Annotated in this window: 22 protein-coding genes; 7 read left to right on the top strand and 15 right to left on the bottom strand. The window is 45.9% G+C overall.

The annotated features are described in order from the left end of the window. Positions 1–56: 56 nt before the first annotated feature. The 6 genes from miaB to IE163_RS13225 all read right to left on the bottom strand — a co-directional run bounded on the left by miaB (position 57) and on the right by IE163_RS13225 (position 9894). Positions 57–1481: a tRNA (N6-isopentenyl adenosine(37)-C2)-methylthiotransferase MiaB gene (gene miaB, locus IE163_RS13250; protein ID WP_189433464.1), complete on the bottom strand. Its 1425-nt coding sequence runs from the start codon at positions 1479–1481 to the stop codon at positions 57–59. A gap of 100 nt (positions 1482–1581) precedes the next feature. Further along, positions 1582–2430: a DMT family transporter gene (locus IE163_RS13245; protein ID WP_189433463.1), complete on the bottom strand. Its 849-nt coding sequence runs from the start codon at positions 2428–2430 to the stop codon at positions 1582–1584. 86 nt (positions 2431–2516) lie between these two features. Next, positions 2517–7052 carry an EAL domain-containing protein gene (locus IE163_RS13240; protein ID WP_229833568.1) on the bottom strand — a complete coding sequence of 1512 codons (4536 nt, stop codon included), beginning with the start codon at positions 7050–7052 and terminating at the stop codon, positions 2517–2519. A gap of 122 nt (positions 7053–7174) precedes the next feature. After that, a complete protein-coding gene (locus IE163_RS13235) occupies positions 7175–8116 on the bottom strand; it encodes a cobalamin biosynthesis protein CobD/CbiB (protein WP_189433461.1) in 942 nt (313 codons plus the stop codon). Positions 8117–8127: 11 nt separating this feature from the next. Continuing rightward, a complete protein-coding gene (mtnN, locus tag IE163_RS13230; protein ID WP_189433460.1) occupies positions 8128–8838 on the bottom strand; it encodes a 5'-methylthioadenosine/S-adenosylhomocysteine nucleosidase in 711 nt (236 codons plus the stop codon). A gap of 168 nt (positions 8839–9006) precedes the next feature. Then, complete coding sequence (locus tag IE163_RS13225) at positions 9007–9894, bottom strand: pirin family protein (RefSeq protein WP_189433459.1); 888 nt, start codon at positions 9892–9894, stop codon at positions 9007–9009. Between the two features lie 189 nt (positions 9895–10083). Here IE163_RS13225 and IE163_RS13220 point away from each other — a divergent pair, with 189 nt between their 5' ends. From IE163_RS13220 to IE163_RS13210, 3 genes are all read left to right on the top strand, one after another. Beyond that, positions 10084–10620, top strand: coding sequence for a hypothetical protein (locus tag IE163_RS13220; RefSeq protein WP_189433458.1), 537 nt, complete (start codon positions 10084–10086; stop codon positions 10618–10620). A gap of 167 nt (positions 10621–10787) precedes the next feature. Continuing rightward, positions 10788–11129 (top strand): HopJ type III effector protein, encoded by a 342-nt coding sequence (locus tag IE163_RS13215; protein ID WP_189433457.1) that lies wholly within the window; start codon positions 10788–10790, stop codon positions 11127–11129. Between the two features lie 112 nt (positions 11130–11241). Further along, a complete protein-coding gene (locus IE163_RS13210) occupies positions 11242–12795 on the top strand; it encodes a methyl-accepting chemotaxis protein (RefSeq protein ID WP_189433456.1) in 1554 nt (517 codons plus the stop codon). A gap of 39 nt (positions 12796–12834) precedes the next feature. On the opposite strand, the gene IE163_RS13205 is transcribed toward IE163_RS13210, so the two are convergent. Both IE163_RS13205 and IE163_RS13200 read right to left on the bottom strand, forming a co-directional pair. Next, on the bottom strand, positions 12835–13029 hold the full coding sequence (locus IE163_RS13205) for a hypothetical protein (RefSeq protein ID WP_189433455.1): 195 nt from the start codon (positions 13027–13029) through the stop codon (positions 12835–12837). 149 nt (positions 13030–13178) lie between these two features. Then, positions 13179–13844: a DUF2726 domain-containing protein gene (locus tag IE163_RS13200; protein ID WP_189433454.1), complete on the bottom strand. Its 666-nt coding sequence runs from the start codon at positions 13842–13844 to the stop codon at positions 13179–13181. 207 nt (positions 13845–14051) lie between these two features. On the opposite strand from IE163_RS13200, the gene aceB reads away from it, so the two are divergent. Further along, positions 14052–15653: a malate synthase A gene (gene aceB, locus IE163_RS13195; protein ID WP_189433453.1), complete on the top strand. Its 1602-nt coding sequence runs from the start codon at positions 14052–14054 to the stop codon at positions 15651–15653. 92 nt (positions 15654–15745) lie between these two features. Here the strand turns inward: aceB and IE163_RS13190 are convergent, their stop codons facing one another. Continuing rightward, entirely contained in the window at positions 15746–16684 is a 939-nt protein-coding gene (locus tag IE163_RS13190) for a LysR family transcriptional regulator (protein WP_189433452.1), read from the bottom strand. 195 nt (positions 16685–16879) lie between these two features. On the opposite strand from IE163_RS13190, the gene IE163_RS13185 reads away from it, so the two are divergent. Next, the gene (locus IE163_RS13185) at positions 16880–18472 is read left to right on the top strand and encodes an isocitrate lyase (protein ID WP_189433451.1); all 1593 of its coding nucleotides are present in this window, start codon (positions 16880–16882) and stop codon (positions 18470–18472) included. A gap of 104 nt (positions 18473–18576) precedes the next feature. Here IE163_RS13185 and IE163_RS13180 read toward each other — a convergent pair whose 3' ends face one another. Beyond that, on the bottom strand, positions 18577–18822 hold the full coding sequence (locus IE163_RS13180) for a hypothetical protein (protein ID WP_189433450.1): 246 nt from the start codon (positions 18820–18822) through the stop codon (positions 18577–18579). Positions 18823–19019: 197 nt separating this feature from the next. Here IE163_RS13180 and IE163_RS13175 point away from each other — a divergent pair, with 197 nt between their 5' ends. Together IE163_RS13175 and IE163_RS13170 are read left to right on the top strand one after the other, a co-directional pair. Further along, positions 19020–19961 carry a type 2 periplasmic-binding domain-containing protein gene (locus IE163_RS13175; protein WP_189433449.1) on the top strand — a complete coding sequence of 314 codons (942 nt, stop codon included), beginning with the start codon at positions 19020–19022 and terminating at the stop codon, positions 19959–19961. Further along, positions 19961–22378, top strand: coding sequence for a putative bifunctional diguanylate cyclase/phosphodiesterase (locus IE163_RS13170; RefSeq protein ID WP_189433448.1), 2418 nt, complete (start codon positions 19961–19963; stop codon positions 22376–22378). Before IE163_RS13175 ends, IE163_RS13170 begins: the two co-directional genes overlap by 1 nt. On the opposite strand, the gene IE163_RS13165 is transcribed toward IE163_RS13170, so the two are convergent. The 5 genes from IE163_RS13165 to IE163_RS18005 all read right to left on the bottom strand — a co-directional run bounded on the left by IE163_RS13165 (position 22368) and on the right by IE163_RS18005 (position 25680). Then, a complete protein-coding gene (locus IE163_RS13165; RefSeq protein WP_189433447.1) occupies positions 22368–23060 on the bottom strand; it encodes a tRNA-uridine aminocarboxypropyltransferase in 693 nt (230 codons plus the stop codon). The genes IE163_RS13170 and IE163_RS13165 overlap by 11 nt on opposite strands. A 111-nt stretch (positions 23061–23171) precedes the next feature. Beyond that, positions 23172–23513, bottom strand: coding sequence for a DUF3718 domain-containing protein (locus tag IE163_RS13160; RefSeq protein ID WP_189433446.1), 342 nt, complete (start codon positions 23511–23513; stop codon positions 23172–23174). 97 nt (positions 23514–23610) lie between these two features. Continuing rightward, positions 23611–24354: a LytR/AlgR family response regulator transcription factor gene (locus IE163_RS13155; protein WP_189433445.1), complete on the bottom strand. Its 744-nt coding sequence runs from the start codon at positions 24352–24354 to the stop codon at positions 23611–23613. Then, the gene (locus tag IE163_RS13150; RefSeq protein ID WP_229833567.1) at positions 24338–25435 is read right to left on the bottom strand and encodes a sensor histidine kinase; all 1098 of its coding nucleotides are present in this window, start codon (positions 25433–25435) and stop codon (positions 24338–24340) included. Before IE163_RS13150 ends, IE163_RS13155 begins: the two co-directional genes overlap by 17 nt. Beyond that, positions 25420–25680: a LytS family sensor histidine kinase gene (locus tag IE163_RS18005; RefSeq protein WP_373297897.1), complete on the bottom strand. Its 261-nt coding sequence runs from the start codon at positions 25678–25680 to the stop codon at positions 25420–25422. The genes IE163_RS13150 and IE163_RS18005 overlap by 16 nt, the downstream gene beginning before the upstream one ends. Positions 25681–25764 lie beyond the last annotated feature (84 nt).

The raw sequence follows: 25764 nt of genomic DNA, 5'->3' as shown, positions 1-25764 counted from the left end.
TCTCTCTGTTAGTTCCCGTACCTGCTAATACAGGTACGGGACACCCTTATCTGGGATTAGGGTACATAGGTGGTTACGCCCAGCTCGTTCGCTTTTGCTTGCCGTGCCAAAATTTGCTGTGGCGCGGTATCACGGCGCAGGCCCATGTCAGCTTCAGTACGGATCAGATCGCCTCGCAACGAATTACTGAATACATCGGTAATTTTGACATCGACAAACTGGCCAATCATCTCTGGCGAGCCTTCAAAATTCACCACCCGGTTGTTTTCAGTGCGGCCGGTCAGTTCCATAATGTTTTTCTTCGATGGGCCTTCAACCAGAATACGTTGCTCTGTTCCCAGCATACCACGGGCAATTTTTAATGCTTGTTGGTTAATACGATCTTGCAGGATATACAGACGTTGCTTTTTCGCATCTTCTGTAACATCGTCCGGTAAATCGGCTGCTGGTGTACCAGGGCGGGCACTATAGATAAAGCTAAAGCTCATATCAAAACCAATGGCTTGGATTAAATCCATCGTCGCCTGAAAATCTTCATCGGTTTCACCTGGGAAACCAATAATAAAATCAGATGACATCGCCAAGTTTGGCCGCACTTTTTTCAGTTTACGAATTTGGGCTTTGTATTCCAGTGCGGTGTGACCACGTTTCATTAGATTAAGAATACGATCTGAACCTGACTGCACCGGCAGGTGTAAATGATCCACTAACTCTGGGATATCACGATAGACTTCAATAATGTCATCGGTAAATTCTACCGGATGTGACGTGGTATAACGGATGCGGTCGATACCATCAATGGTTGCCACCAAACGCAGCAGCTCAGAGAAATGACAAATACTGCCATCATGGGTTGCGCCGCGGTACGCATTGACGTTTTGGCCAAGTAAATTCACTTCGCGTACACCCTGCTGCGCTAGCTGCGCAATTTCAAATAGCACATCATCCAGTGGCCGGCTGACTTCTTCACCGCGAGTGTAAGGCACGACACAGAAGGTACAGTATTTAGAACAGCCTTCCATAATAGAGACAAAGGCAGTTGGGCCATCCGCTTTCGGTTCCGGCAGGCGGTCAAATTTCTCGATCTCCGGGAAAGACACATCAACCACCGGTGAATGGCTACCACGCACCGAATTAATCATCTCGGGTAAGCGGTGCAAGGTTTGTGGGCCAAACACGATATCGACAAAGGGTGCGCGCTCGCGAATGGCTTTACCTTCTTGCGACGCTACGCAGCCACCGACACCGATAATTAAATCTGGGTTTTTCTCTTTTAGCGGACGCCAACGGCCTAGTTGATGAAACACTTTCTCCTGCGCTTTTTCCCGGATAGAGCAAGTGTTCAGCAGAATAACATCGGCTTCTTCGGCTTCTTCGGTTAACGTATAGCCATGCGTTGCATCCAATAGGTCGGCCATTTTTGATGAATCGTATTCGTTCATCTGGCAGCCCCAGGTTTTTATGTGCAGCTTTTTGCCCATTGTCAGTGGTTACCTGTGTTGTCGCGTCTAAAAAAGGGAGCGTATTTTAGCCTGTAAGTTGCCGCAGTACCAGAGAGAGTGCGAAAAGTCTTTTGGCTAATTACAGCAGGCGTTGGCGTGTAGTCACATAACCGGCGTAAAAGATCACTATCACGCCGGCAATCCAGCCCATAGTGACAGGTTCTTGCCAAAATAAGTAGCCAAAGGCGCCGGCAAAAATCACGCTGCTATAAGTCCACATACCGATATCACTGGCCGGCGCTATGGCATAGGCGCGAGTCATCGCAAGTTGACCAATGGCTGCCAGGACGCCCATGGCAACGAATGCCAGCCAAACTTCATTAGTCAGCGGTTGCCAATAAAAAGGCACCGGAATAGCCGACAATATAGCGGTGAGTAGTGAAAAATAAAAGACGATGCGTACCGCTGGCTCAGTGTCTGACATATAACGAATGGTCGTTTTCGTCACGGCAACGAGTACAGCAGAGCAAAGTGCAATCAGTAACACAGCGTTTAAGGTCGGATCCGGCGATGGTAAGGCCAATACGACACCGGCAAAGCCCAGCACAATACCAAATAAGGTTAGGCGTGATGGCCGCTCTTTTAACCAAAAGTGCGCTATGACTGGCACCACAAAGGGGGAGAGTAGTAATACCAGCATACCTTGCGCCAAAGGCAAGCGCGCCAATACATAGAAAAAGCAATACATGGAAACAATGCCGGTTAAGGCTCGGCTAAGATGCAAATACCAGCGTTTGGTTTTTAGCAATTTAAAACCATGTTGGTATAAGAAAGGTAGCATCAGCAGTAAAGCGAAAAAGTTACGAAAAAATACCACCTGGGCTTCACTGGCGGTTTCGCTGGTAAACTTTACTACAGCACCAATACCGGCGAAGCAGGCTTCGGCTAACAATAATAATAGGGCGCCTTTAAGCAGGTGAGGGGCCATACGGCAACTTCCAAACTTCAATGAGGCAAGCATTATAACCTGTACCGGCTTTAGAAATCCGTTTTAGGTGATAATTTGTAGCTAACTCATTTAGGTTTGCCAGGAGCGTGTAGACCTTTGCTATTGGTATGGCTAGCCACAAAGTTGTCGGAGCTTAGTAATGCTAGTATTTCCGCAGCGGGTAACGGCCGACTAAATAAAAAACCCTGGATTAAGAAACAGCTACGTTTGTTGAAGAACGCTAATTGTTGTTCTGTTTCTACGCCCTCGGCCACGCAATATAATCCCAGGCTGCTAGCCATACTCAGCATGGCATCGATAATGGTTTCATCGTTATGGTCGATACCAATATCCTGCACAAAGCTGCGGTCAATTTTAATGGCATCCAGCGGCAATTCTTTTAAATATTTTAAAGAGGAATAGCCGGTACCAAAATCATCCAACGCCAGTTTGATGCCAGAGTCACTTAATGCCTGCATAGTGAGAATGGCACTTTGCTGATCGCGCATCAGGGCGCTTTCGGTAATTTCAAAACGCAGGCAATGGGCAGGTAGTTGATATTTCTCTAATAGTGCCAGTACCGTTTCAGCCAGAGCAGGTTGCTCTAAATGTTGAGTCGACAAATTAACGGATAAGTACAACTCAAAGCCTGCCGCCCGCCAAAGTGCCATGTCTGCCAAAGCCCGCTCTAACAGCTGCTGGGTCATTTTTACAATTAAACGCAACTCTTCCGCCAGCGGAATAAATTCGGCAGGTGAAATCATGCCTTCTGGGCTTTGCCAACGCAGCAGTACCTCTGCTCCAACAATACTGTGCTGGGCACTATCAATAATAGGCTGATAATAGTTCACAAACTCTTGATGTTGAAGGGCTTTACGTAAGCGCGTTTCTCTGGCGAGTTGCATATGCGCCTTTTCATTCATCTCTTTAATAAAAAATTGAAAATTATTACGCCCGGCCTCTTTCGCATGATACATGGCCACATCGGCATGTTTCATTAATTCGTTACCGTTTTGAGCATCATCGGGGAACAGGGCAATACCAATGCTGGGCGATACGCCAACGTTTTCGTTGCCAAGTTGCATTGGCTCACTGACAACCGCTAACATTTTACGGGCAACATGGCTGATATTATCGTTGCTTTTGTAGCCTTCCAGAATCACAACGAACTCATCACCACCTAAGCGAGCAACGGTATCGCTGTCGCGTAAGGTGAGTTTTAAGCGCCGTGCGACTTCTTTTAACATTAAATCGCCAATATCATGTCCCAATGAGTCGTTGATGTGCTTAAACTTGTCCAGATCAATAAAGCACAAAGCTAAAGAGCGGCGTTGGCGTTTTGCTTGCTCTATACCATGTTGAATTCTGTCCATTAGCAAAGCCCGATTCGGTAAACCGGTTAGCGCATCATAATTGGCCATATATCTTAATTCATCTTCTGCTGCTTTTTGCGCGGTAATGTCGGTAAAGACCAACACATAAAAGCTAACATCATGTTCACCAACTGCACTGATATTAATTAAGGTCGGTCGCTCCATGCCATCTGGCGTAATGACTTGCTCCTCGCCTTGCCAGTGTTCTCCCCGGGTCATTTCTTTTAACAGTTTGGTGTAAAAACGCCGCCGTACTAAACTGATCCCCAGATGGTGGCTTGTTGGGCTGCCTATATAGGGTTCTATACCGCCAAAGGCTTGCGAGAAGGATTGATTTGCGGCAATGACCCGTTGTCGATTATCTAAGATCACCACCCAATCACGCGTTTGTTGAAAGGCCTCACCAAAGAGACGGGCTTTTTCTTCATTAGCCTTGGTTTCGGTGATATTGCTGTAGGTTCCCAAGATTTTTAGCGGTTTATTCTGCTCATCTGTTTCTGTTACCCGACCTTGGTCACGGAACCATAGCCAGCGGCCGTCTTGATGACGCATTCGATAAGTTAGGTCTAATAAGAGTTCTGGTTGTTGAATCAATCGTTGCCACTGTTTTTGATACTCTTGCAGATCATCAGGATGAATGAGTGAGCAATGCTGCTGCACAGTAATAGTGTGCATCAATTCGCTGGTGCCAAGCATGCGAGGTAAACGGCTTGAGACCATCGTATTACTTTTTGCTACCCATTCAAAAACACCACTATTAACCGATTTAAGTGCCTGAACAAGTCGCTGCTCACTGATTTGTACTTGTTGATGAGCCTTTTGCAACAGCAATTGTTGTTGACGTCTCTTTCTCCAATAGAAGAACATGCTGCAGCTTATCAGCAGTATATAAATGAGGTAAGCCAAGTTTGAACGCCATATTGGCGGACTGATCGTTAAAAAGAGTCTGGCTGGTGCACTTTGCTCACCTGTAAGTGGTGAGATGGCGACTACATGAAATTGATAAGAACCTGGCGCTAATTGTGGGAATAGTACCTGACTATCGTATTGTGCCGGATAATAATTATTTTGCTGGCCACTGAGCCAGTAGCGATAAGTGATTTTATGATTATTATGAAAGCTCATAGCGCTAAAGTTAATGCGTAGTCCGGCATCGGTATGCGATAAACGCAGTTCACGCTCATTTAAAAAACCGTGTAATGAACGCTGTTCCCCTGCCAACACAGCGAAATCAGTGATCACCACTTGTAAGTTATCTTGAGTATGTTGCAATTGCTCTGGCATAACCGTAACAATGCCATGTATACCGCCAAACAGTAAATTGCCATTATTTAGTTTAATAGCAGCACCATCATTAAACGCATTAAAGGGCACGCCGTCGGCTTTATTAAAATATTCAATTTGCAGATTTTGTGGTTCTAGGCGGGCGAGTCCCTGACGGGAAGAAAACCAGATATCACCGATGTTATCTAATAGTAATGAGAACACCTCATTACTGCGCAGTTTGTTATCTACGGAAAAATGTTGGGTCATCTCCCATGATTTAACGTCAAAACCCAGTAAACCTATGCCTTGCATACCGACCCATAAGGTACCTTGGTTATCCTGTTGCATGCTGCTGGCAAAGCGATTCAGTTGAGGTTTAAAATCTGAGTATTGGTAAAATAATGACAACTGTGCGTTTTCCGGTTGAAAGCGCCAGAGTTGATCGGCTGTACTGATAATCCAGGAATTATCATCTAATTGTCCTAGAACCTTGCCAAAGTGTGCCATAGGCAATTGTTCATTAAGTAGCGTAATCGCAGTTGTGCGGCCAGTATTGGGAAAGTATTGATATAACTTATTTTGCTGTTTAATTATCAGGCTTTCGCTATTTTGGTCAAAAAGTTGAACCTCTGAACCAGCAATAAATAAATCCTCTACCGTTTTTTCAATAAACGAAGGTGATATCAAGGTGTTAGAGAGTAAATCAAAAGCTTTTATACCTGTTCGGGTCGTGAGCCAAAGAGTTTTCTCAGCTTGATTGACAATGCTTAGGATACTACCTACATGGTTGCTTTGGTCTGGGTTTGAGCCTTCCAGGAAGATTTGCAGACTATTGTCTTGGATATTAAGCTGGTTTAAACCGTTGGTGGTAGCAAGCCAAAGTGTTTGGTCTTGCTGCCAGATGTCGGTTACTCTATTACTGCTTAACTGCAGCTGGCTATTACCGGCAGAATGTCTGAAAGCCTCGCTTTGCGGGTGCCAGTAAAAAGCCCCTTCAGCTCGATTTGCTACCCACAAACCACCATGCGGATCAACAGCGAAATCGACAATGGTGTTATCAATCAACACATGATTAGTTGCGCTAAAACATAGCAATAATTCCGGAGAATCAGCTTTTGTAATTTGATACAAACCAAGATCTGTCGCCGCCAGTAATTGTTGATTATGTTTTTCCAGATGCCAGATATTTCGTTCTGCCATCACGGTATTAATGGTATAGGGCTTGTCACTCTTCAAATATTCATTGATATCGGCGCGGGAAATTTGGTACAAGCCAGAAACTGTGCCAACAAATAAATGCTCCTGTGTAAGATAAAGATTCTTAGTATGGCGCTGCTCAGCTGTTGGCTGCAGGATATGCTCAGGTAAATGGGGCAAATACTTAGCATGACCACTTTGCAGGTCTAAATGAATCAGCCCGTTAAAAGCCGCAATAAATAGCTGATTGTTTTCCGACAATAAGTTGCGGATCCAACCAGTGGGATAGCCTAGCGTGGTAAGGTCAAAAATTTTAGTAACTTGGCGGTTGCTTAGTTTTAATTTATAAATAGCTTGGTTTACGACAAAGAGTAGATGTTCTTTGTCGTATTCGATCAGTTTTAAAATGGTTGTTTCTATCGGATGCCCAAGCTCTTTCGGGGCCGCAATAAAAAGTTCGAAATAACCGGAAGTTTCATCGTACAAATAAAGGCCTGTATGATCTGCGCTGAGCCACAATCTTCCCTGACTATCTTCTAAAATATCATTAAAAGATATTTCAGATAGGCGATAATCTCTGGTATGTAACTCTGTTACTTTATTGCCATCATATCTGTTGATACCGCCACTGGTTGCTATCCATAAAAAGCCGTGCCTGTCCAGGTGTAAGTCTCTTACCGCACCTTGTGACAAACCTTGCTCGGGAGTAAGAGGGAGCAAAATTGTATTTGCCTGCACAGCAGCGGCTTTGCAGAGCAGTAACAGCATGATAGAGAGCCATTTCACAACAGACCAAACCTCGATATAAGTTACGTTATTTAGAATTAGTGTTGTCGTAACACTTGGCAACATATAACGAGCAAGCCGTCTTTGTCTAGCCTTGTAAAAACTTATATTAAGACACGCAGTTATTGCCAAAGAAAACTTAAACCAGCAATACTGGCCAACATTAACAATAGCAGAGTAAATTGGTGTTGTTGTAAACGCAACAAACGTTTCAAATCACCAATATCAGGCTCATATTGCTGTTGCAATCGCAGTCGACGAATTTGCTGCTGCTGATAATAGGCTGGCCCACCTAAATTAACTTGCAAGGTTTTACTTAATTGTTGTAATAGCCATTGCTTACTTTTGGGTAAGGGAGCACCCTCGATGCAGCGTTTTGCCGCCTTATTTTGTTTGCTACTCTGCAAATACAGCAAACTGAGACTTAAACCATAAGGAATAAAGCACAATAGCTGATGTAGGCGGCAAGCTGCGATACCAAAATATTGATTCTTCGCAAGCTTAACGGACCATTGCTGGCTGGCGATTTGGCATAATCTATAGCAGAGTAGTCCTATAGCTCCTGTGAGTAAATACCAGAAAATCGTTGCAATAACTTGCTGGCTAAACCTCAAACACAGACTTTCAAGCAAAGCTTTAACCAAGCCCATACGACTTAACGTTTTTGTATCACGTAGCAGCAGCAGACGGGCTTGCACCCGGGCTAACGCCGTCAATTCTTTTTGTAAGCTTTGGCTAATTTTTACTGCTTGCATCTGGTAAGGTTGCCAATTAGCGCAGAAGATTAAGATTATGGCATCAATTAATAACGACCAGCTGGCGAACAAATAAATACAGGCGAGCAAGGTCAGGGGTATAGCTAGAGCCAAAATTAGCGCCAGTACTCCAGAAAGACGTTGCTGGGCAGGGGGCCGTTGCACATCAGGATGCACCTTCAGCGCTAATGCGTTGCAAAATACTGCGTAAAAACTAAAAGGGTGATAAACCAAAGGTAACGGCAGTAACCTACCAACCAGTAAAGCCAGTATGAGTAGCAATACCGATAGCGCAAAATTATCTGCCATATTGGCGCTACTTATAAATTCAATCCCGCTATTGTCGATAATATTTCGACTACCATTGCTGAGCTATGTTTGGATGCAACACTTAAGTAGGCATCAAAAGATTCAGGAGATTCTTTACCGGCGATATCACTTAGACTTCTGATCACCACAAAAGGAGTGCTTAGCATGTGGCAGGCTTGGGCAATAGCCGCGCCTTCCATTTCCACCGCTAACATGCTTGGGAATTGTTGCCGGGTGAGTGCTATGCGCTCAGGGTCGCACATAAAGCTGTCGCCTGTAGCGATTAATCCTTTTTTGGTTTTGCAAAAGCCTAACGCTGCAATACTCTGCTCTGCTGCGGCGATAAGGGCGGGGTGGGCCACAAAAGCTGCTGGCATTTTTGGTACCTGGCCTAATTCATAGCCGAAAGCGGTGACATCAACATCATGGTGACGCACTTCGGTACCAACAACCACATCACCAACGTTTAGCTCAGGATCAAAGCCACCAGCTGAACCTGTGTTGATAATACAATCGGGCTTAAATTGGGAAATCATCAACGTGGTTGCAACGGCTGCTGCAACCTTACCTATACCAGATTGCACCAGCACGACATTTTTACCTGCTAACTCACCCAAATAAAAAGTATAACCGCCCAACTGTTCGGTACGGCTTAAGGTTAACTGTTGTTTTAACAGCGCGATCTCAGGTTCCATTGCGCCGATAATACCGATAAGTTGCATGAGCAGGCCTCGGGGGGTTCAAAAATACTGAATTACATAAAATTATTATATACCTAAACAACTTCAAGATGCGAGCGTCGATCTCCCGAAGTTGTTTAGCGAGTGCTTAACTGTTCTGATATCGCCATAACGCGACTCATCTTATGTTTTGTTAACACAAATACAGCATCAAGATGCTGAGTGCAGCTTAATGGTCGATGGATTGTGGCCAGACGTCAATTTTCCTTGCTGATAATCCCGGATGGCTTGCTCAATCTCAGCGGCGGTATTCATCACGAAAGGACCATACTGCACTATCGGCTCATTGATAGGCTTTGCTGCTAATAATAGCACCCGAGTGTTTTGCTCAGCCGTTATGCTAAGTTCACCGGTAGTGCTAAGCACCGCAGCATGATGTGTTGAAATAACCTGTTGTTGCTCCGAGCTTAGCTTAACTTCACCCTCGTATGGATATAATAACGCATGGTGCCCGTCTGGTATTGGCAACGTCAGGTGATGACCTGCTGTAAGGTGGATATCGAAATACAGAGGCTCTGTACTTAATCCCTGAATCGGACCTGCCCAGCTTTGTTGTTGAAAAGTAAATATCCCAGCAATGACTTTGACCGTAATGCCGTCGGCAGGATGCGCTAGCGGAATTTGTTCTGCAGTGATATCTACATAGGCGGCATCTTTCATTTTCTCTGCAGCAGGTAGATTAAGCCAAAGCTGAAACCCCCGCATCAAGCCAGATTCTTGTTGTGGCATTTCAGAGTGAATAATGCCGCGACCTGCCGTCATCCACTGCACACCACCGCTTTTTAAATGCCCTTTGTTGCCAAGATGATCTTCATGCAGCATATGGCCATCCAACATATAGGTCACTGTTTCAAAGCCACGGTGTGGGTGCGCCGGGAAACCGGCGATGTAATCATCGGCCTGTTCTGAGCCAAAGCAATCTAACATTAAGAAAGGATCTAAACGAAGTTGTGGTGTCTGCCCTAAACTACGTTTTATTTTAACCCCGGCACCATCTGAAACCGTGACCGCCGGGATAAGTTGTTTTAGTGTCCGCATTTTTAATCTCCAAATCGCTATACTCTTATTAAAGCTGATCTTTAGTCGAATAATAAGTGCAAAATTAGCGAGGTATTATTCGATATTATAGAATTATTTTTGCAATTCAGGCGCTGTTAAGGCTGAAAACTGATACTAGCGAGCATGGAAAGCGAGTGTAGAGATGCTAGCTACTTATTGGAGAGCCTTATGAAAAAGTTACTCATTGCGTCAGCCGTTGTGGCAACTTTAGTCAGTACCCAAGGTATGGCAACTGTGCGCTGGAACTATGTCGGGGCCGGCTATACCGACGCTGCCGGCGATGGCCCCTATATTGAAGGCTCGGCGCTGATTAGTCCTAACTTTGTGTTACGCGCTGACTATAGTCGGCAATCTGTTGGACGGGCTAATGTTAATGCGGTTGATCTTGGTTTAGCTTACTTAACCGGTTTTAAGTTAGATTTTGCCCCACGTAGTCAAACCTATTTGTTGGCCGGATTAGATTCGCTATCGGGTGATGTAGATCGTACCGGTCTTTATTTCGGCGTTGGCGCTAAACATCCATTAACACCAGAAGTCGAATTCTTCAGCGAGGCCAGTTATCATACTATTGGCGATAATTATGGCAGTCTTGCTGGTGGTATAGCCTATTATCTCAGCCCAGACTGGGCGGTACGTAGCAGCCTGGCGTTAAATAGTGGCAACACCAAGAATGAGTTCCGTCTGGGTGTTACCTATCAGTTCTAACCCGCTGTAGCAGAACGTCGTTCTATGCTGTAAGGCGATTTTGACGTTCTGCTAATTAATTTAGTGGTTGCCTTGTTATCAAGCATTGCAGTTGTTGCAGCCAACTTTTACTATGACAAGATGGAATGACATAGCACACGAGCAAATCGCGAGCTGGGAGCAACACAATGTTAGACGACTTTTTTATTCAGCTAAGTACCGAGCCAGAATCAATCAGCTTTGCCCAAAGCATTGCGCTAATCGATCAACACTATCACTTTACTCCTGTGGCTTTTCAAAATGGTGAGCAGCACAATGCCGCGGGGGAGAATAACGGCTCTTGCAAAATCCTGGCGTTTGGTTTGTTGCATCAGTTATCAGAGCCACAAACCCTGCAGCTATTTGGTGAGTATTATCGCCAGGTTATTGACACGCCGACTGCCACAGATCATCAAAATATCCGTAATTTTTTACGTACTGGTTGGCAAGGTGTCAGTTTTAACGCACCGGCATTGCAGCTTAAGGTTTAGCGCTTTAGCGGCACTATTTAAAATAAGTTATCGACAGTGGCCAAGGAAACTGGAGTTTTTTTGGCCGCTTGCTATGCTCAAAATACTGATAACTATTTGAAGCATGGTTTAAATGCGTACTAACCAGCCGGTTACCCAAAAAGAACGTACCTTCCCGCAACATGTTAAGCTCATTTCTACCACAGATTTAAAAGGCACTATTCAATATTGCAACGATGAATTTGTCGCTATCAGTGGTTTTAGCAAAGAAGAACTTGTTGGTCAGCCACATAATATCGTGCGCCATCCAGATATGCCGCCGTTGGCTTATAAAATCATGTGGGAACACTTAAAAGCCGGCCGCCCTTGGATGGGCTTGGTAAAAAATCGGGCTAAAAATGGTGATTATTACTGGGTTGATGCCTATGTAACACCAGTCACCGAACAAGGTAAAGTGGTAGGCTATGAATCTGTGCGCTCTTGTCCCACCCGCCAGAATATTGCTCGCGCCGAAAAACTCTATCAAACCATTAATGCCGGCAAGTTTAAAGCTCGGCATTGGCATTTTAATGCCGAAACGCTTTATTTAGGGGTTACCGCTATAGTGTTAGGTCTAGGGCATTGGTTATTACCGCAAATGGGATTCACCCTTCTTCTATTGCTGCTGTTTGCCGGCTATGTAATGTTAAGTTCCATGGCGCGAAAAAGTGCCCTGCAAAGCTTAAGCACATTGCTACAAAACGCCTTTAAACACGAGCTGGCAGTAATGACCTTTACCGACGATCAAGCCGAATTAGGTGAGTTAAAAGTCGGTATTTTAAGCTCTGAAGCGCGCTTAGGGGCAGTGCTAACGCGAATTGAGGATGCGGCTAAAAGTGTGGCGCAACAGGCTGATTTGGGTTTAGTGCAGGCCGATGCCGCGCGCAATAAAATTTTATTACAGCAGCAAGAAACTGACCAAACGGCAACCGCTATGCATCAAATGACCACAACCATTGCGGAGGTCTCTGGCCATGTACAAGAAACCGCAGCACGGGCTGAAAGTGCCAATGAGCTGGCAACCTTGGGCCGTGACGCGGCCAGAACCACGCGTAAATCGATAGAAGCCCTGAAAGAGACAGTACAGGAAATTAGCAGTTCAGTAGCAGAGGTGTCTGAGCAAACACAGAAGATTGCTACCGTGGCACAAATGATTGAGCAAATTGCCGATCAGACCAACTTATTGGCATTAAACGCAGCAATAGAAGCAGCTAGAGCGGGCGAGCAAGGTCGGGGTTTTGCGGTGGTTGCCGATGAGGTACGAAACTTAGCAAAGCGTACGCAAGACTCCACTAAAGAAATACATGGCATTATTAACGAGTTAAGTTTACGCGCAGATAATGCGGTTAAAGTGGCAGCTAACGGTAGTACTGGCGCTGAAAATGGTTTACAGCAAGTAAGACAAACCGCCGAGATGTTAAGTGGTATCTCTGAGGCGGTCAGTGCCATCGCCCAAATGTCGTTACAAATGGCTGCCGCGGTAGAAGAGCAGGCGCACGTTGCTGAGAGTGTTAATCAACAAGTTGTTAATATTGCTGACTTATCACAAGCCAGTTTAACGGAAGCTGCCGCATCAGCGGAAACAACCAAGCGCTTGCAACAAATAGCAGCAGGCTTGCACGAACTGGTAGTAAGGTTTAAGCGATAAAAAAGGCCAGCTAAGGCTGGCCTCCTACGACTAGTGTAATCACACTGTTACATTGATGTTCTGGCCAATATTACCCACCGGCTGCGCTGCAGCCGTTTGTTCAACACCTTGCATGGCAGACTGTACCAACATATTGGCCATTGCTGCCTGCTGATCTTGTTGTTTCTTGGCCATTACGGCGCCCAAGACTTCAAAAGCCTGAGCAGACGCTAAAGCGCCAACGGATTGACTCATGGTTCCTCCTATCAGCAATACGTCACCATGGTATCGGCAGTTGCTGAGAGAACTTTAGCATGTTTTTTTAAATTTCAGAAAGGTGAATGCCGCCTGTTGCAGCAGGCGGCATTCGATCTTAGCGCGGAGTGACTCATTTCCCCTATGCGTTAAGAAACTTGGATCAGCGCGGTAGACTGCGCTTTAATTTGTGACTGTGACAAGGCCGGCACCATCATTTTGCCTGGGATCGGGGTGTTGGCAGCAATGGCTGGTTTTAGTGAGCGAATTGGCCGGGTAGGGCCTTTTTTAACTAATCCCTTGTACATCGGCTCCACTTTAGGGGCCGGTTTACCAAGCTTAGTGGCCAATGCCGTTTGTAATTCAGCAACAGTATAGCCAGCTTTAATACCAATCCGCAGGTAAGGGAGTCCAGCGGTTTCCAGTGCGCCACTAACAAACCAATCAGGCACCGCTTTATGCCCCTCTTTGTTATGAGTATTAACCAAATCGACTATTGCCACCACTTTCATGCTTTCAGGATCGCATAATACATAATCCAGGTATTTAGCATTAAGTTTTAATAAGGTGCTACGGCGATTTTTTTCGGACACGCTGTCTCTAACGTCCAAGACGTCCGCTAATTTAACGCGATTGATAATGCGGTATTCATTTTGCACCGCTTTTTCCAGCAAGCCCAAAAAAGAACGTTCTACCGGACTAAATAATGACGCTTTACGTTGCACTTGAAACGGATTGCTGTTGTCAATAAAACGACTGGCGACCAGGGCAATCACCACCACCAGTAGCACTAATAACAGCATGATAAACTCCATGCTAACCTCCGACGAAAAATTGACAAGTGATAAGATGGAATAGGTTAAGCATAACTCGTGCCAATTAAATCCTATTAATAGGTATTGAGATATTTTTCATAGTGATGCTAGTCATTGCTTCCATTAATGGCCTTTATACTATAATTCGGCTTATAGTTAGCCAATCGAAAAAATGTAGCCAATCTGAAATAGTACAAGGACACGATCATGACAGCAGCGACAACCTGTGGAGCCTTAACCATTAAAGGTGCTATGCCTCCCGCTTATCAGCAGATCCTAACTGTAGAGGCGGCTGATTTTATTGCCGAGTTGGTCAGGGCTTTTCGTCCGCGACTAAAAGATCTATTGCAAGCCCGGCAAAGCCGTCAGGCACAATTTGATGCCGGCGCTTTACCGGATTTTTTACCGCAGACGGCAGCAATCCGGCAAGGCGATTGGCAAGTAGCTGCTTTACCTAAAGATTTACAAGACCGCCGGGTAGAAATTACCGGGCCTGTTGATCGCAAGATGATAATTAATGCCTTAAACGCTGATGTAAAAGTGTTTATGGCTGACTTTGAAGACTCGCAAACCCCCAGCTGGGACGGTGTTATCGAAGGGCAAATTAACTTACGTGATGCCAACCTAGGCACCATTAGCTACACCGATCCGCAAAGCGGTAAGCACTACGCGCTTAATGATAACCCCGCTTTATTAATAGCAAGGGTGCGCGGTTTACATTTATGGGAAAAGCATATTGAACTGGATGGCGAGCAAGTGCCGGGTGGTTTAGTCGATTTTGCTTTGTATTTTTTCCATAATTATCAAACCCGCATGCAAAAAGGTACCGGCGTTTATTACTATGTGCCGAAACTGCAAAGCCATCTAGAGGCAAAGTGGTGGGATGATATTTTCCGCCATACCGAGCAAAAATTTGCCGTAGCCATTGGTACTATTCGCGCCACCGTATTAATCGAAACCCTGCCGGCAGCGTTCGAGATGGATGAGATCCTGTATATGATGAAGGATCATATCGCCGCCTTAAACTGCGGGCGCTGGGACTATATCTTTAGCTATATCAAAACATTAAATAATCACCCAGACCGAATTTTACCGGATCGGCAAGTGGTGACCATGCACAAACCCTTCTTAAATGCCTATTCGCGTTTACTGGTTAAAACCTGTCATAAACGCGGCGCTTTAGCGATGGGCGGCATGGCGGCCTTTATTCCAGCCAAAGATCCGGCAGCTAACGCCGCCATTTTAGAACGGGTAACGGCCGATAAAGAGCTAGAAGCGCGTAATGGGCACGATGGCACCTGGGTAGCACACCCTGGTTTAGCGGCCACCGCTAATGGCGTCTTTGCCCAGTACTTAACGGATAAACCCAATCAACTGCATATCTCAAGAGCCGAAGATGCCCCCATTACTGCCGCTGAGCTTTTAGCGCCATGTGATGGCGAACGCACCGAGGCGGGCATGCGTACTAATATACGGGTGGCCTTACAATATTTAGCAGCGTGGATTAGTGGTAAAGGTTGTGTGCCTATTTATGGCTTGATGGAAGATGCGGCTACCGCAGAGATTTCCCGCACCTCTATCTGGCAATGGATTAAACACGGTAAGAGCTTAAGTAACGGTAAGCTGATTACTAAAACCCTATTTGCTTCTTTTTTAGAGGAAGAAGCAAAGGTGGTGCTAGCAGAGGTGGGTAGTGAAGTTTGGCAAAGCCAAAATTTTGACCGTGCCCAAGCGTTACTGTTAGAGATCACTACAGCAGATCAGTTGGTAGACTTCCTGACCCTACCGGCTTATCAGCTGCTTGATTAACGTAACACTCTCATTGTTATGAGGTAAAAGACCTGATGTGCAAGGCGCCTAACCAGCGCCTTTTTTCATTGTGTAGCGACCTGGTTCTGCTGCTAATTTAGCTCGTCTGCGGTTTCGACAATTAAGCGTCTAAACCAGATATGGCTGGCATCCTGATGTAGCAAAGGGCTCCAAATCATTTTTAGCTCTATCGATGGGATAGCAAAAGGCGGATCCATTATCGCCATGGCCGGATCGTTTTCATACAGCTTTGCTGCGCGGCTAGGCAGCGTTGCAATAAGATCAATACCTACCGCCAGGTGCATAGCGACATGATAGTTGCGGGTAAACACCGTGATATTGCGCTGCTTACCTAACTTGGCTAAGGCCTCATCGACCCAGCCCAGTTTTTGCACATCTTTGGGATCCATACCCACGCCAACACCAAAGCCGGTTTTACTCACCCAAATATGCTGGGCCTTTAAATAACTATCTAAGTTAAACTGTTGTAATACCGGATTTTGCCGGTTGATTAGGCAGGAGAAACTATCACGCCATACGGTTTTTTGGTGAAACGATTGTGGCAATTGATCAAAACGGTTAATCGCCATGTCGACCTTACCATTTTCCACATCATGAAAGGTCACATCAGAGGGCGTCATAATATCTAAGCTGGTATAAGGCGCTTGTACCCGCAGTTTTTTCAGTAAGGCCGGAATAAGGGTCGAGGCCGCATAATCACTGGCCATAATGCGAAATACCCGGCGGCTTTGTGATGGCTCAAAATCTTTGTTGGGTTGTAAGGTTTCCTCCAGAGTTAGCAAAACGCCGCGTACTACCGGTGCCAGCTCGCGTGCCCGCTCTGTTGGTACCATACCGTCTGAGGTACGAACCAGGATAGGATCGTTCAGTAAATCTCGCAGCCGTTTTAAGCCATTGCTCATCGCCGGTTGGGTAATGTTGAGCTGGTTGGCAGCCCGGGTCACATTCTTCTCCCGCAGCAGTACATCTAGATATACCAGCAGGTTCAAATCCATCTTGTTAATATTCATCAGCTTAATACTCTGGAAGCGCTTTATAGTTTGAGTGAATCATATCACCAGCTTTGCTGTTACCCAATAGCCGCTTGGTACATTCACTGAAAAAATGATGGGCATCATAAAAATCAGCTTTATGAATCTTTGTTTTGTTAACTATAGTGAAAGTATACCAACGAGGTTACAGCTAACAGCAAAGAGGAAACCACTATGTCGGCTTATCATGATCATATTAAAGAGTTAGAAAACGTTTGTGCTAACAACCAAGGCTGGAATGCCATCAGCCCGGAGTATGCCGCGCGGATGCGTTTACAAAACCGTTTTCATACTGGTTTGGACATTGCTAAGTACACTGCAAAAATTATGCGTGAAGATATGGCAGCTTATGATGCTGACAGCAGCCAATACACCCAGTCGTTAGGTTGCTGGCATGGTTTTGTTGGCCAGCAAAAACTGATCGCCATTAAAAAACATTTTGGTACCACCAAACGTAAATACCTGTACCTGTCAGGCTGGATGATTGCCGCCTTGCGCTCAGAGTTTGGCCCACTGCCAGACCAATCTATGCATGAGAAAACCGCGGTACCGGCCTTAATTGCTGAGCTTTACACCTTTTTAAAGCAAGCTGATGCGCGTGAACTTGCTGGTTTATTTCACGAATTAGATGCCGCTAACGCTGCCGGCGATAGCGCTAAAGCTGCTGCAGTACAAAGTAAAATTGATAACTTTGAAACGCATGTAGTACCTATTATTGCTGATATTGATGCCGGTTTTGGTAACGAAGAAGCCACCTATTTACTGGCGAAAAAGATGATTGAAGCCGGTGCCTGCGCTATTCAAATTGAAAACCAGGTATCAGACGAGAAGCAATGTGGTCACCAGGATGGCAAGGTTACCGTGCCACACGCCGATTTCCTGGCAAAAATTAACGCCGTGCGTTATGCCTTTTTAGAGCTCGGCGTGGACGACGGTATTATTGTGGCGCGAACCGACTCACTGGGCGCGGGCCTAACCAAGCAAATTGCGGTAACCAACGAGCCGGGTGATTTAGGCGACAAGTATAACAGCTTCTTAGATGGTGATTACATTACCAGTGCCGATGATATTGCCAACGGCGATGTCGTAGTAAAAGCCAACGGTAAGCTGTTAAAGCCAAAACGGTTAGCCAGTGGTTTATTCCAGTTTAAACAAGGTTCAGGTGTGGATCGCGTGGTACTGGATTGTATTACCTCGCTACAAAACGGTGCCGACTTACTGTGGATTGAAACCGAGAAGCCGCATATCGGCCAAATTAAAGATATGGTCGACCGTATTCGCGAAGTGGTTCCCGGCGCTAAGCTGGTGTACAACAATAGCCCATCGTTTAACTGGACACTAAACTTCCGTCAGCAAGTGTTTGATGCCTGGCAAGCCGCGGGTAAAGATGTATCAGCTTATGTGCGTGCCGGTTTAATGAGCGCAGAGTATGATGCTACTGAGCTGGCGCTGGAAGCAGACAACCGTATTCGTACCTTCCAGGCCGATGCTGCCCGTGAAGCCGGTATTTTCCATCACCTGATCACGCTGCCAACTTACCATACTGCGGCATTATCTACGGATAATCTGGCGAAAGAGTACTTTGGCGCCGCCGGTATGCTGGGTTATGTCGAAGGCGTACAGCGTAAAGAAATCCGTCAGGGCATTGCTTGTGTAAAACACCAAAATATGTCGGGTTCAGATATTGGTGATGATCACAAAGAGTACTTCTCAGGTGAAGCGGCGTTAAAAGCCGGTGGTGCGCATAACACCATGAACCAGTTCTAAGATGTCGGAATACGCTTTCGCAACGTGGTCAGGTAACTGACATTTTGGGCAGCCATTGGCTGCCCTTTTTTATCGATCGCTATATTGAAGCAAAGGCGTGTTAATTATTTTCCGAGATGATTTTGCTTAGCATTTTCTTCCCATTGCATTAAAAGCATAGTGAGATAGATCTTAGTCGGCAGTGATAGCGCAAGCCCCAGTGCACAGCAGGCGGCGACGATAATAATCCCTGTCACGCCCATTTTTTCTGGTAAATTGGCAAAGAGCCATAGGTAATGTCCAAATAGAAAAATGCTGAAGCCTAACAGCATGATTATTTTAAGTAACTTAACAAGCATAATATCTGACATGGCATACACTTATATGAACTTTGTTTGAACATAGCTTTAAGTAGCAAAGAGCCAGTTGCTCTATATTAAGACTTACTGATTTAACTTGTTCAAAGTTGCAGCACTATGATTAAATGCATTAAAGTTAATCTAGTTCGTTAGATAAAAACTAGGGCGTCATGCTTAGTTCAGTAACGCACTCATAACGTTGGAGCCTTATGTTAAAACCTCTTCTGTTAGCCGTACTGCTCACTCTGGGAGCCTGTAGCAAGCAACATGAAGCACTTAATCTTGCCGGTAATACCTGGTTAGGCTATCAACCACTTTATTTAGTCCAGGCCAGAAATGCCTGCCCAGATTGCACCTTAGAAGTGTTACCCGGGCAATCCGTAAAAATCACCATGATGCCGTCAACTACTATGGTGTTAAGGTTATTCGGTGCAAAAAAGCTAGATGCTGCCATGCTGACGTTGGATGAAGCTGTTAGCTTTCAAAGTAATACGGGTATTGCTATCTGTGTGGCTGCCGCATTAAGTTTTTCCAATGGCGCCGATGCTGCTTTGGTCATGCCGGGCTTTGACCCCGATAAGCAACAACTAAAAGTTGGTTACGAAGAAACCGCTTTAGGTGGCTATATGTTACATCGCGCTGTAGAAAAGCTAAATTGGCCCCGCGAAAAGCTAGCGATGCAATTGTTAGTACCTAAAAATCATGTTGAAGCGCTAACACAGGGGCAGGTTGATGTCGTCATTACCTACGAGCCTTATAGTAGTCAGCTAAAAAAGCAGGGGGCGCAAGTGCTATTTGACAGCAAAGCGCTGACGGGGGAGATTGTCGATATCTTAGTGGTGCAGCAAGTAAGTTGGGCGCAGCACCGTGAATTACTAAAAAGTCTTATAGCCAAGCAATGGCGAGAGGGGGTGGCAGCCTTTGACAACCTCTCTACAGCCGAATTAGCTTTTTTGCAAGAAAGTACCGAATTGAATGCGGATGAATTAGCCTCTGCTTTATCGGGTATGCAATTTTTTGATGCTGCGCAGAACCAGGCGTTTCTAATTGAAAAACTGCCTACGGTCATTGCGCAGATGAATACTTATCTGCTTAATAGCAAGCAAATCTCTCAGCCGGCTGAGCTGCCGGCCTGTAATCAGGTGCGTTGATGATAGCGCAGAGAATCCGCACTAACCGTTTTAGCTTAAGGCTGCGATTACTGCTTATCTTATTATCATCTTCTTTCGTGTTAATGATCATTGCCACCTTTGCCATTTTGGCAGAACATCACCAACAAAGTCATAAAGCCAGCCAACAAGAGGTATTGAGTATCGGTAGCTTGGTGCAAGGCTCTATGAGTCGGGCAATAAGAATGCAGGCGCATGATGTTATTGAAGAAATTGAGGCTGAGCTACAGGCCCATCGGCGTATTAAGCGGGTGGTTCGCGTTTCAGAAAACGCTGTGGTGATAGATGCGTACCATCCACAATTTATTGGCGCCCCTGCTCAACAGCTGTTAGCTGGTTTAAATAAAGAGCTGCTAGCCAAGGCAAGTCAAAGCGGCTTATTAGCATCAGAATTTGTTGAATCCGCGAATAAGTACATTGTTTATATCCCGCTGGTAGTGCCTGCTGTAGAGCTAGGCAAGCCGCAGCGGCAGGTACTGTTATTCGAATTTGAACATAAAGATGACTGGCAGCAGGCACTGCAACACAGATGGCTAGAGCTGTTACTGGCATTAATACTTTTAACAACCGCAGGTTTATTGTTGTGGTGGTATCTGCAGCAAAAAATAGCCAGCCCTATCGAACAGTTATTGCAGGCGATTGAAAATGTTCATCTGGGTAAGACCTTCGTTATAACGCCAGTCGAGCCGTTATCTGAGTTAGGTCAATTAACCCATGCTATCAGTAATATGGTTACGCGCCGACAACAAGACGAGGTGGAATTATTAAAATTGTCTGCGGTAATAGAGCAGAGTCAGGACGGTATTTTAATTACAGATAAAGCGGGAACAATTAATTATGTAAACTCAGCTTTAATAAGCTTGTCGGGATATCAGCGCTCTGAGCTATTAGGACAAAACCCGAGGATCTTCGGTACGGCTAAAACCCCCAATACTACTTTTGCCGAGATGTGGGCTGCCTTAAATGCAGGTAAAGCCTGGTCTGGTGAGTTTATCAATAAAAATAAAAGTGGTATCGAATATATTGAGCGGCAAACCATCTCTCCATTACGTGATAGCCAGGGCAAAATTACCCACTTTGTTGGCATAAAACGTGATATCACTGAAGAAAAAGCCTTGGCACAGCGCTTACATTTCTTGGCTTACTATGATGTTTTAACACACTTACCCAATCGATTAGCATTGCTGGAACAGATCGCCGTTGCTCAGCAGCAGCATGCTATGCAGGGACTGCTAATGGTTAACATTGATCGGATGAAGTTTATTAACGATGCCCGAGGTTATAGCTATGGCAACCAGGTAATACAAGGTTTTGCCGAGCGCCTCAACGAACTTCACTCACACTTTTTAGCCCACCTTGGCGCAGACAGCTTTTGTATTTTGCTAATAGCAACCGACAAAATAGCGCTGAACACACTGTGTCAGCAAACTGCTGAAAAGGTGCAGCTTGCCTGCAAGCAACCTTTGTTGGTGCAGGATGACGCCCTGGTCGTCTCTTGTAGCCTGGGCATTAGCATTACTAACAATCTTGTTGTTGGCGACGAGCTGTTACAACGTGCTGAAACTGCCATGCATATTGTCAAGCGGCAAGGTGGCAATAACCTAGCTTATTATAATGATGTCGACGGCAAGCAAGCGCTGGTAATGTTTCAAACAGAAAAAGCATTGCGTTTGGGATTAGAACGTAACGAATTGCAGTTATATCTGCAAAGTCAGCTGGATGAGCAAGGGCAGCTTGCGGGCGCTGAAGCGCTGGTTCGGTGGCAACATCCCAATGAGGGTTTAATTTCGCCAGGGTTATTTATTCCTGTTGCTGAGCGCTCAGATTTAATTATTGCATTGGATAATTGGGTGTTACAGCAATCCTGCCAATTATTAGCCAACTGGCAACAGCAAGGCCGAAAGCTTACTTTGTCCGTGAACATCAGCCCAAGGCATGTGCGTCATGCGGATTTTGTGTCGGATATTACTCATCTTTTAGACTTGTATCAGCTTGACGCGACAGCTTTAGTGCTGGAAGTGACCGAAGGGATTTTAGTTGAGGATATCGATGCCAGTATTACAAAAATGCAAACCTTGGCGGCCTTGGGGGTGCAATTTGCTATTGATGACTTTGGCACAGGTTATTCATCTTTATCCTACATTCGAAACTTGCCAGTGCAAGAGTTAAAAATTGACCAAAGCTTTATCAAAGGTATTCCGCTGCATGCTAATGACGTTGCAATGGTGACTACCATTATCTCAGTAGCCCGACAATTGGGCCTACGCTTGGTTGCTGAAGGTGTGGAGACGGCGGAGCAAAATGCTTTTTGCCAACGAGAGGGCCTGTGGGCGCAAGGCTATTTTATTGATAAACCTTTACCTGTAGCGGCCTGGCAGCAGCGCTGGTTTACCCCTTAGGCTCTGCCAAGTGCGGTTTACCCTTTAAATATGCCTGACGAAACACTTTAAAATATTCAGCTAAAGCCTTTGTAGCAGCTGGTTCTTGCGCCAGCTCCAGCACAGCAATTGCCACCTCAGCAGTACAAAGCTGATGCAAATGCGCGGCTTCGCGTAACAAATAATCACTGGCTTGCTCGGGTTGAATACCCAGCACCGGTAGTGTGACAAGATAGGGGCTACGGAACATTTTTTTTGCTTCGCGCCAGGTGCCATCCAGCATGACAAATAGCGGTATTTTGCCGGCAGTGGCCTGACTTAACTGGGTTGCATCTTGCAAGCAACGCTCTGGCGCGGCGTACTGCTGCGGAAAAACCAATATTGGCGCATAGCGACAGTCAGTGAGTAACGCCAATAAAGCGGGATCTGGTTGGGTACGATCCCAGACAAAGGCATGGTTATCGCTTATCACATCGCAAATGAGTCGGCCAGTATTGCTCGGTTTATAACACTCACCGGTATACATAATAAAACAAAAAGCACTGTTGCCGGCAGCCTGCGGTTTGGCGGCACAAATACAGGCGTCTGCGGGTAGCAAGCAGTGTTCGCAGCGTATCACCTTGCTGCCGCGAGCGTTAAATACCCGGCGGGCTTTGGCCAGCTCACGCTGGCGCAATGTCAGTACTGAGTTAACCGCAGGCATTAGAGCTCCACAACATCAGAATTTATTTCCCTAACCATAGCCGTTAGTGTTGTAACAAACTGCGGGCATAAAAAAGCCGCTATTGTAGCGGCTTTTATCATTCACTGCGCGTCAATTAGCTGCCGCGGCGACAACATCATAAACCGTCACCTTGCTTGGGTTGTGATCAGCATAAGGTTTTAGCATAGCTGTTACTTTTACCGCCTGATTTTCTTTGGCAAAATCCATTAAAGACGAGCCATTGCAGACGACTTTTTGAACGGCTTTCTTCCGGCTGAGTCGGTATTCCCGTAACGTTTTATGCAAGCCTACATGATCATCTTTGGCTGCGTTGGTACATACCTGTACCAAGGTCGCGTAAGTGTAGCTGTCAATGAGCTGAGTTTGGGCTGCTGCGGGTAATGCGATGCTGGCGCTTGCCAGAGATGCGACAAAAAAAAGTACTGTTTTCATGCTACTGTCCTCTGAAGTTGAACATATGGCGTTTGCCATAGAGACAGTGTGACAAGGTTTGAGAGCGGCCGCTGCTGCAATGTGCTAACCGGTGGTGTTATTGCTGTGGCAATGCCGTTAGCTGTGACGCCCAATTCAATTTATAGCGACGTGACGCGTTCACCAATTTGCCGCAGCTGAGCATAAACTGATAATCGTTATTTTGCGGTTGCAGCTTATGCACGTGGTGTAAGTTAAGCAAGGTTGAGCGATGCACTTGCACAAATTGCGGAGGCAGGCGTTGTAATAACTCTTTCATCGTTTCGCGGATAATCAGTGTCTCGTTCAAGGTATAGATGCACATGTAGTTGCCAGCGGCCTCAATACACAGGATCTCAATATCATCCAATAGTAGGGTAGCACCACCAGTTTTGAAGGCTAACTTAGTACGCGCTGTCGGCATGGGTTGCTCTGGCGGCTTATCTAATGCAGCCTTGGCATCCAGCAGCGATTGTGCCAAGCGTTGGCGTGATACCGGCTTTAACAGGTAGTCAAAGGCAAAGTGTTCAAAAGCGGCAAAGGCAAACTGCTCGTAGGCGGTAACCAGGATAAACAGCGGTCGGCTCATTGCCGAGCTTTTCGCACTTTGTTGCAGTATATCGATACCTTTAATGCCCGGCATCTGGATATCGAGAAAGACCAGATCAATATCTTCAGCGGTTTGTAAAAATTGCAGGGTGTCATCGCCATTATCAAAACAGCTAACGATATTCAAATTAGGATAAGCAGCAAGTTTCGCTTTTAAGTTGCTGATAGCCAGGGGTTCGTCATCGGCAATTATGACATTAAGGGCTGCTGTCATCTAGGGCCTCCATGGGGATATTAAGCTGGCTGTAAAAGCCTGCTGCACTGTGGCTTAAGGTTAAGCTGGCGTCACGGCCAAACAGCAACTGTAAACGCTCTGCCAGATTAATCAGGTTAATGGGTTGCTCTGTCTCTGGCCAATCTGCTGAAATATCGGCCCCTTGTTGCGTTAGGGTAATTTGCAGGGTGTTGTCGTGCTGCCGCAGGCTAAACTGCAGGTTAATGTTACCCGTAACCTCGGCGACACTGTATTGAATAGCGTTTTCGGCTAATGGCTGCAGCAACAATGGTGGAATAAGCACTGTTGGCAGCGGCTCTGGCACTTGCCAACCTAGTTGTAAACGCGCACCAAAGCGCACCTGCTGGATGGCCATATAGGCTGATAGCGCCGCGAGCTCTTGTTGTAGTGGAATAAACTCATCTTGCTGGTTTTTTAGGGAATGACGCAGATAAGTGGATAAATGTTGGATCAGCTGCTCAGCAGCCACACCATGACGTGCAACAATTAATGCATTGAGCGCATTAAGGGTATTAAACATAAAATGCGGGTTAAGTTGATAACGCAGTACTTTTAATCTGGCTTGACGTGCTTGCTTAGCTAACTGCTGTTGCTTCTGTATGCTGGCATATTGCAACTGATTCGCCTTTAACAATATAAATACCGCCAACCAGCCAGCCAGTGGCAGCAAGATCATCGAGAACGCCAGAAAATACTTAAACACCGAGCGAATGTCTTGAAATACATCGGTAACATGGGTCATCATCAGGTGCTGGCGCAGCACCACCATCAGTAACCACCATGGCAGCAATAGCAGCAGTAATTGTTTTAGTTGTTTTAGTAAGGGGCTGTGTTTGGCTAATTGATACTGGCCGACGACACCTGTAAAAACGAAATTAAGCAGGGGCAGCAGCGCATAAATCCATAAGTAAGGCCAGGTTGGCATGTCTTGTGCGGGTATCACTATCGTCAGATGAACCGACTTCACCAACAGATAACTCAACCAATATAATAAATGCCAGTACCAGAACCGGCCAAGCTGATACTGCTGATCGCCGGGCCGCATTAGCGTAACTGCCATGGCAAACAAATATTCACTTTAAAGCCCGATGGGCAGGCAGCAATTTCCAGCCGGGCTTTATCGCCAAAGTGTTGCGCTAAACGATTGCGAATATTATCCAGGCCGACACCGGCACCGCTACTATCAGCCGCTAACTGCGAACCTGGTCCATCGTCACTCACGCTCAGATGGAGGTTGTTTTGCTCACGCATGCCTTCTATGGTAATGGTTGCCCCCTGTTTACGGGTTGCTACGGCATACTTAATAGCGTTTTCAACTAAAGGTTGCAGCAGCGCCGGAATAGCTTGGCGCTGTAACGCTTTGTCGACTTGCCAATTTACCTTTAATTT

Source organism: Alishewanella longhuensis, assembly GCF_014653435.1.
GTDB lineage: Bacteria > Pseudomonadota > Gammaproteobacteria > Enterobacterales > Alteromonadaceae > Alishewanella > Alishewanella longhuensis.
Note: the sequence above shows the minus strand (reverse complement) of the source record. Positions and strands in the feature narration are given on the sequence as shown.

What these genes read in the sequence shown, in the direction of transcription:
- IE163_RS13155 (WP_189433445.1), bottom strand. Translation starts at nt 24,354, where the DNA reads ATGACAGCAGCCCTTAATGTCATAATTGCCGATGACGAACCCCTGGCT.
- IE163_RS13165 (WP_189433447.1), bottom strand. Translation starts at nt 23,060, where the DNA reads ATGCCTGCGGTTAACTCAGTACTGACATTGCGCCAGCGTGAGCTGGCC.
- IE163_RS13175 (WP_189433449.1), top strand. Translation starts at nt 19,020, where the DNA reads ATGTTAAAACCTCTTCTGTTAGCCGTACTGCTCACTCTGGGAGCCTGT.
- IE163_RS13200 (WP_189433454.1), bottom strand. Translation starts at nt 13,844, where the DNA reads ATGGAGTTTATCATGCTGTTATTAGTGCTACTGGTGGTGGTGATTGCC.
- IE163_RS13185 (WP_189433451.1), top strand. Translation starts at nt 16,880, where the DNA reads ATGTCGGCTTATCATGATCATATTAAAGAGTTAGAAAACGTTTGTGCT.
- IE163_RS13235 (WP_189433461.1), bottom strand. Translation starts at nt 8,116, where the DNA reads ATGGCAGATAATTTTGCGCTATCGGTATTGCTACTCATACTGGCTTTA.
- IE163_RS13220 (WP_189433458.1), top strand. Translation starts at nt 10,084, where the DNA reads ATGAAAAAGTTACTCATTGCGTCAGCCGTTGTGGCAACTTTAGTCAGT.
- IE163_RS13245 (WP_189433463.1), bottom strand. Translation starts at nt 2,430, where the DNA reads ATGGCCCCTCACCTGCTTAAAGGCGCCCTATTATTATTGTTAGCCGAA.
- IE163_RS13215 (WP_189433457.1), top strand. Translation starts at nt 10,788, where the DNA reads ATGTTAGACGACTTTTTTATTCAGCTAAGTACCGAGCCAGAATCAATC.
- IE163_RS13210 (WP_189433456.1), top strand. Translation starts at nt 11,242, where the DNA reads ATGCGTACTAACCAGCCGGTTACCCAAAAAGAACGTACCTTCCCGCAA.
- IE163_RS13205 (WP_189433455.1), bottom strand. Translation starts at nt 13,029, where the DNA reads ATGAGTCAATCCGTTGGCGCTTTAGCGTCTGCTCAGGCTTTTGAAGTC.
- miaB (WP_189433464.1), bottom strand. Translation starts at nt 1,481, where the DNA reads ATGGGCAAAAAGCTGCACATAAAAACCTGGGGCTGCCAGATGAACGAA.
- IE163_RS13150 (WP_229833567.1), bottom strand. Translation starts at nt 25,435, where the DNA reads ATGGCAGTTACGCTAATGCGGCCCGGCGATCAGCAGTATCAGCTTGGC.
- IE163_RS13170 (WP_189433448.1), top strand. Translation starts at nt 19,961, where the DNA reads ATGATAGCGCAGAGAATCCGCACTAACCGTTTTAGCTTAAGGCTGCGA.
- IE163_RS13180 (WP_189433450.1), bottom strand. Translation starts at nt 18,822, where the DNA reads ATGTCAGATATTATGCTTGTTAAGTTACTTAAAATAATCATGCTGTTA.
- mtnN (WP_189433460.1), bottom strand. Translation starts at nt 8,838, where the DNA reads ATGCAACTTATCGGTATTATCGGCGCAATGGAACCTGAGATCGCGCTG.
- IE163_RS13225 (WP_189433459.1), bottom strand. Translation starts at nt 9,894, where the DNA reads ATGCGGACACTAAAACAACTTATCCCGGCGGTCACGGTTTCAGATGGT.
- IE163_RS13160 (WP_189433446.1), bottom strand. Translation starts at nt 23,513, where the DNA reads ATGAAAACAGTACTTTTTTTTGTCGCATCTCTGGCAAGCGCCAGCATC.
- IE163_RS13190 (WP_189433452.1), bottom strand. Translation starts at nt 16,684, where the DNA reads ATGAATATTAACAAGATGGATTTGAACCTGCTGGTATATCTAGATGTA.
- aceB (WP_189433453.1), top strand. Translation starts at nt 14,052, where the DNA reads ATGACAGCAGCGACAACCTGTGGAGCCTTAACCATTAAAGGTGCTATG.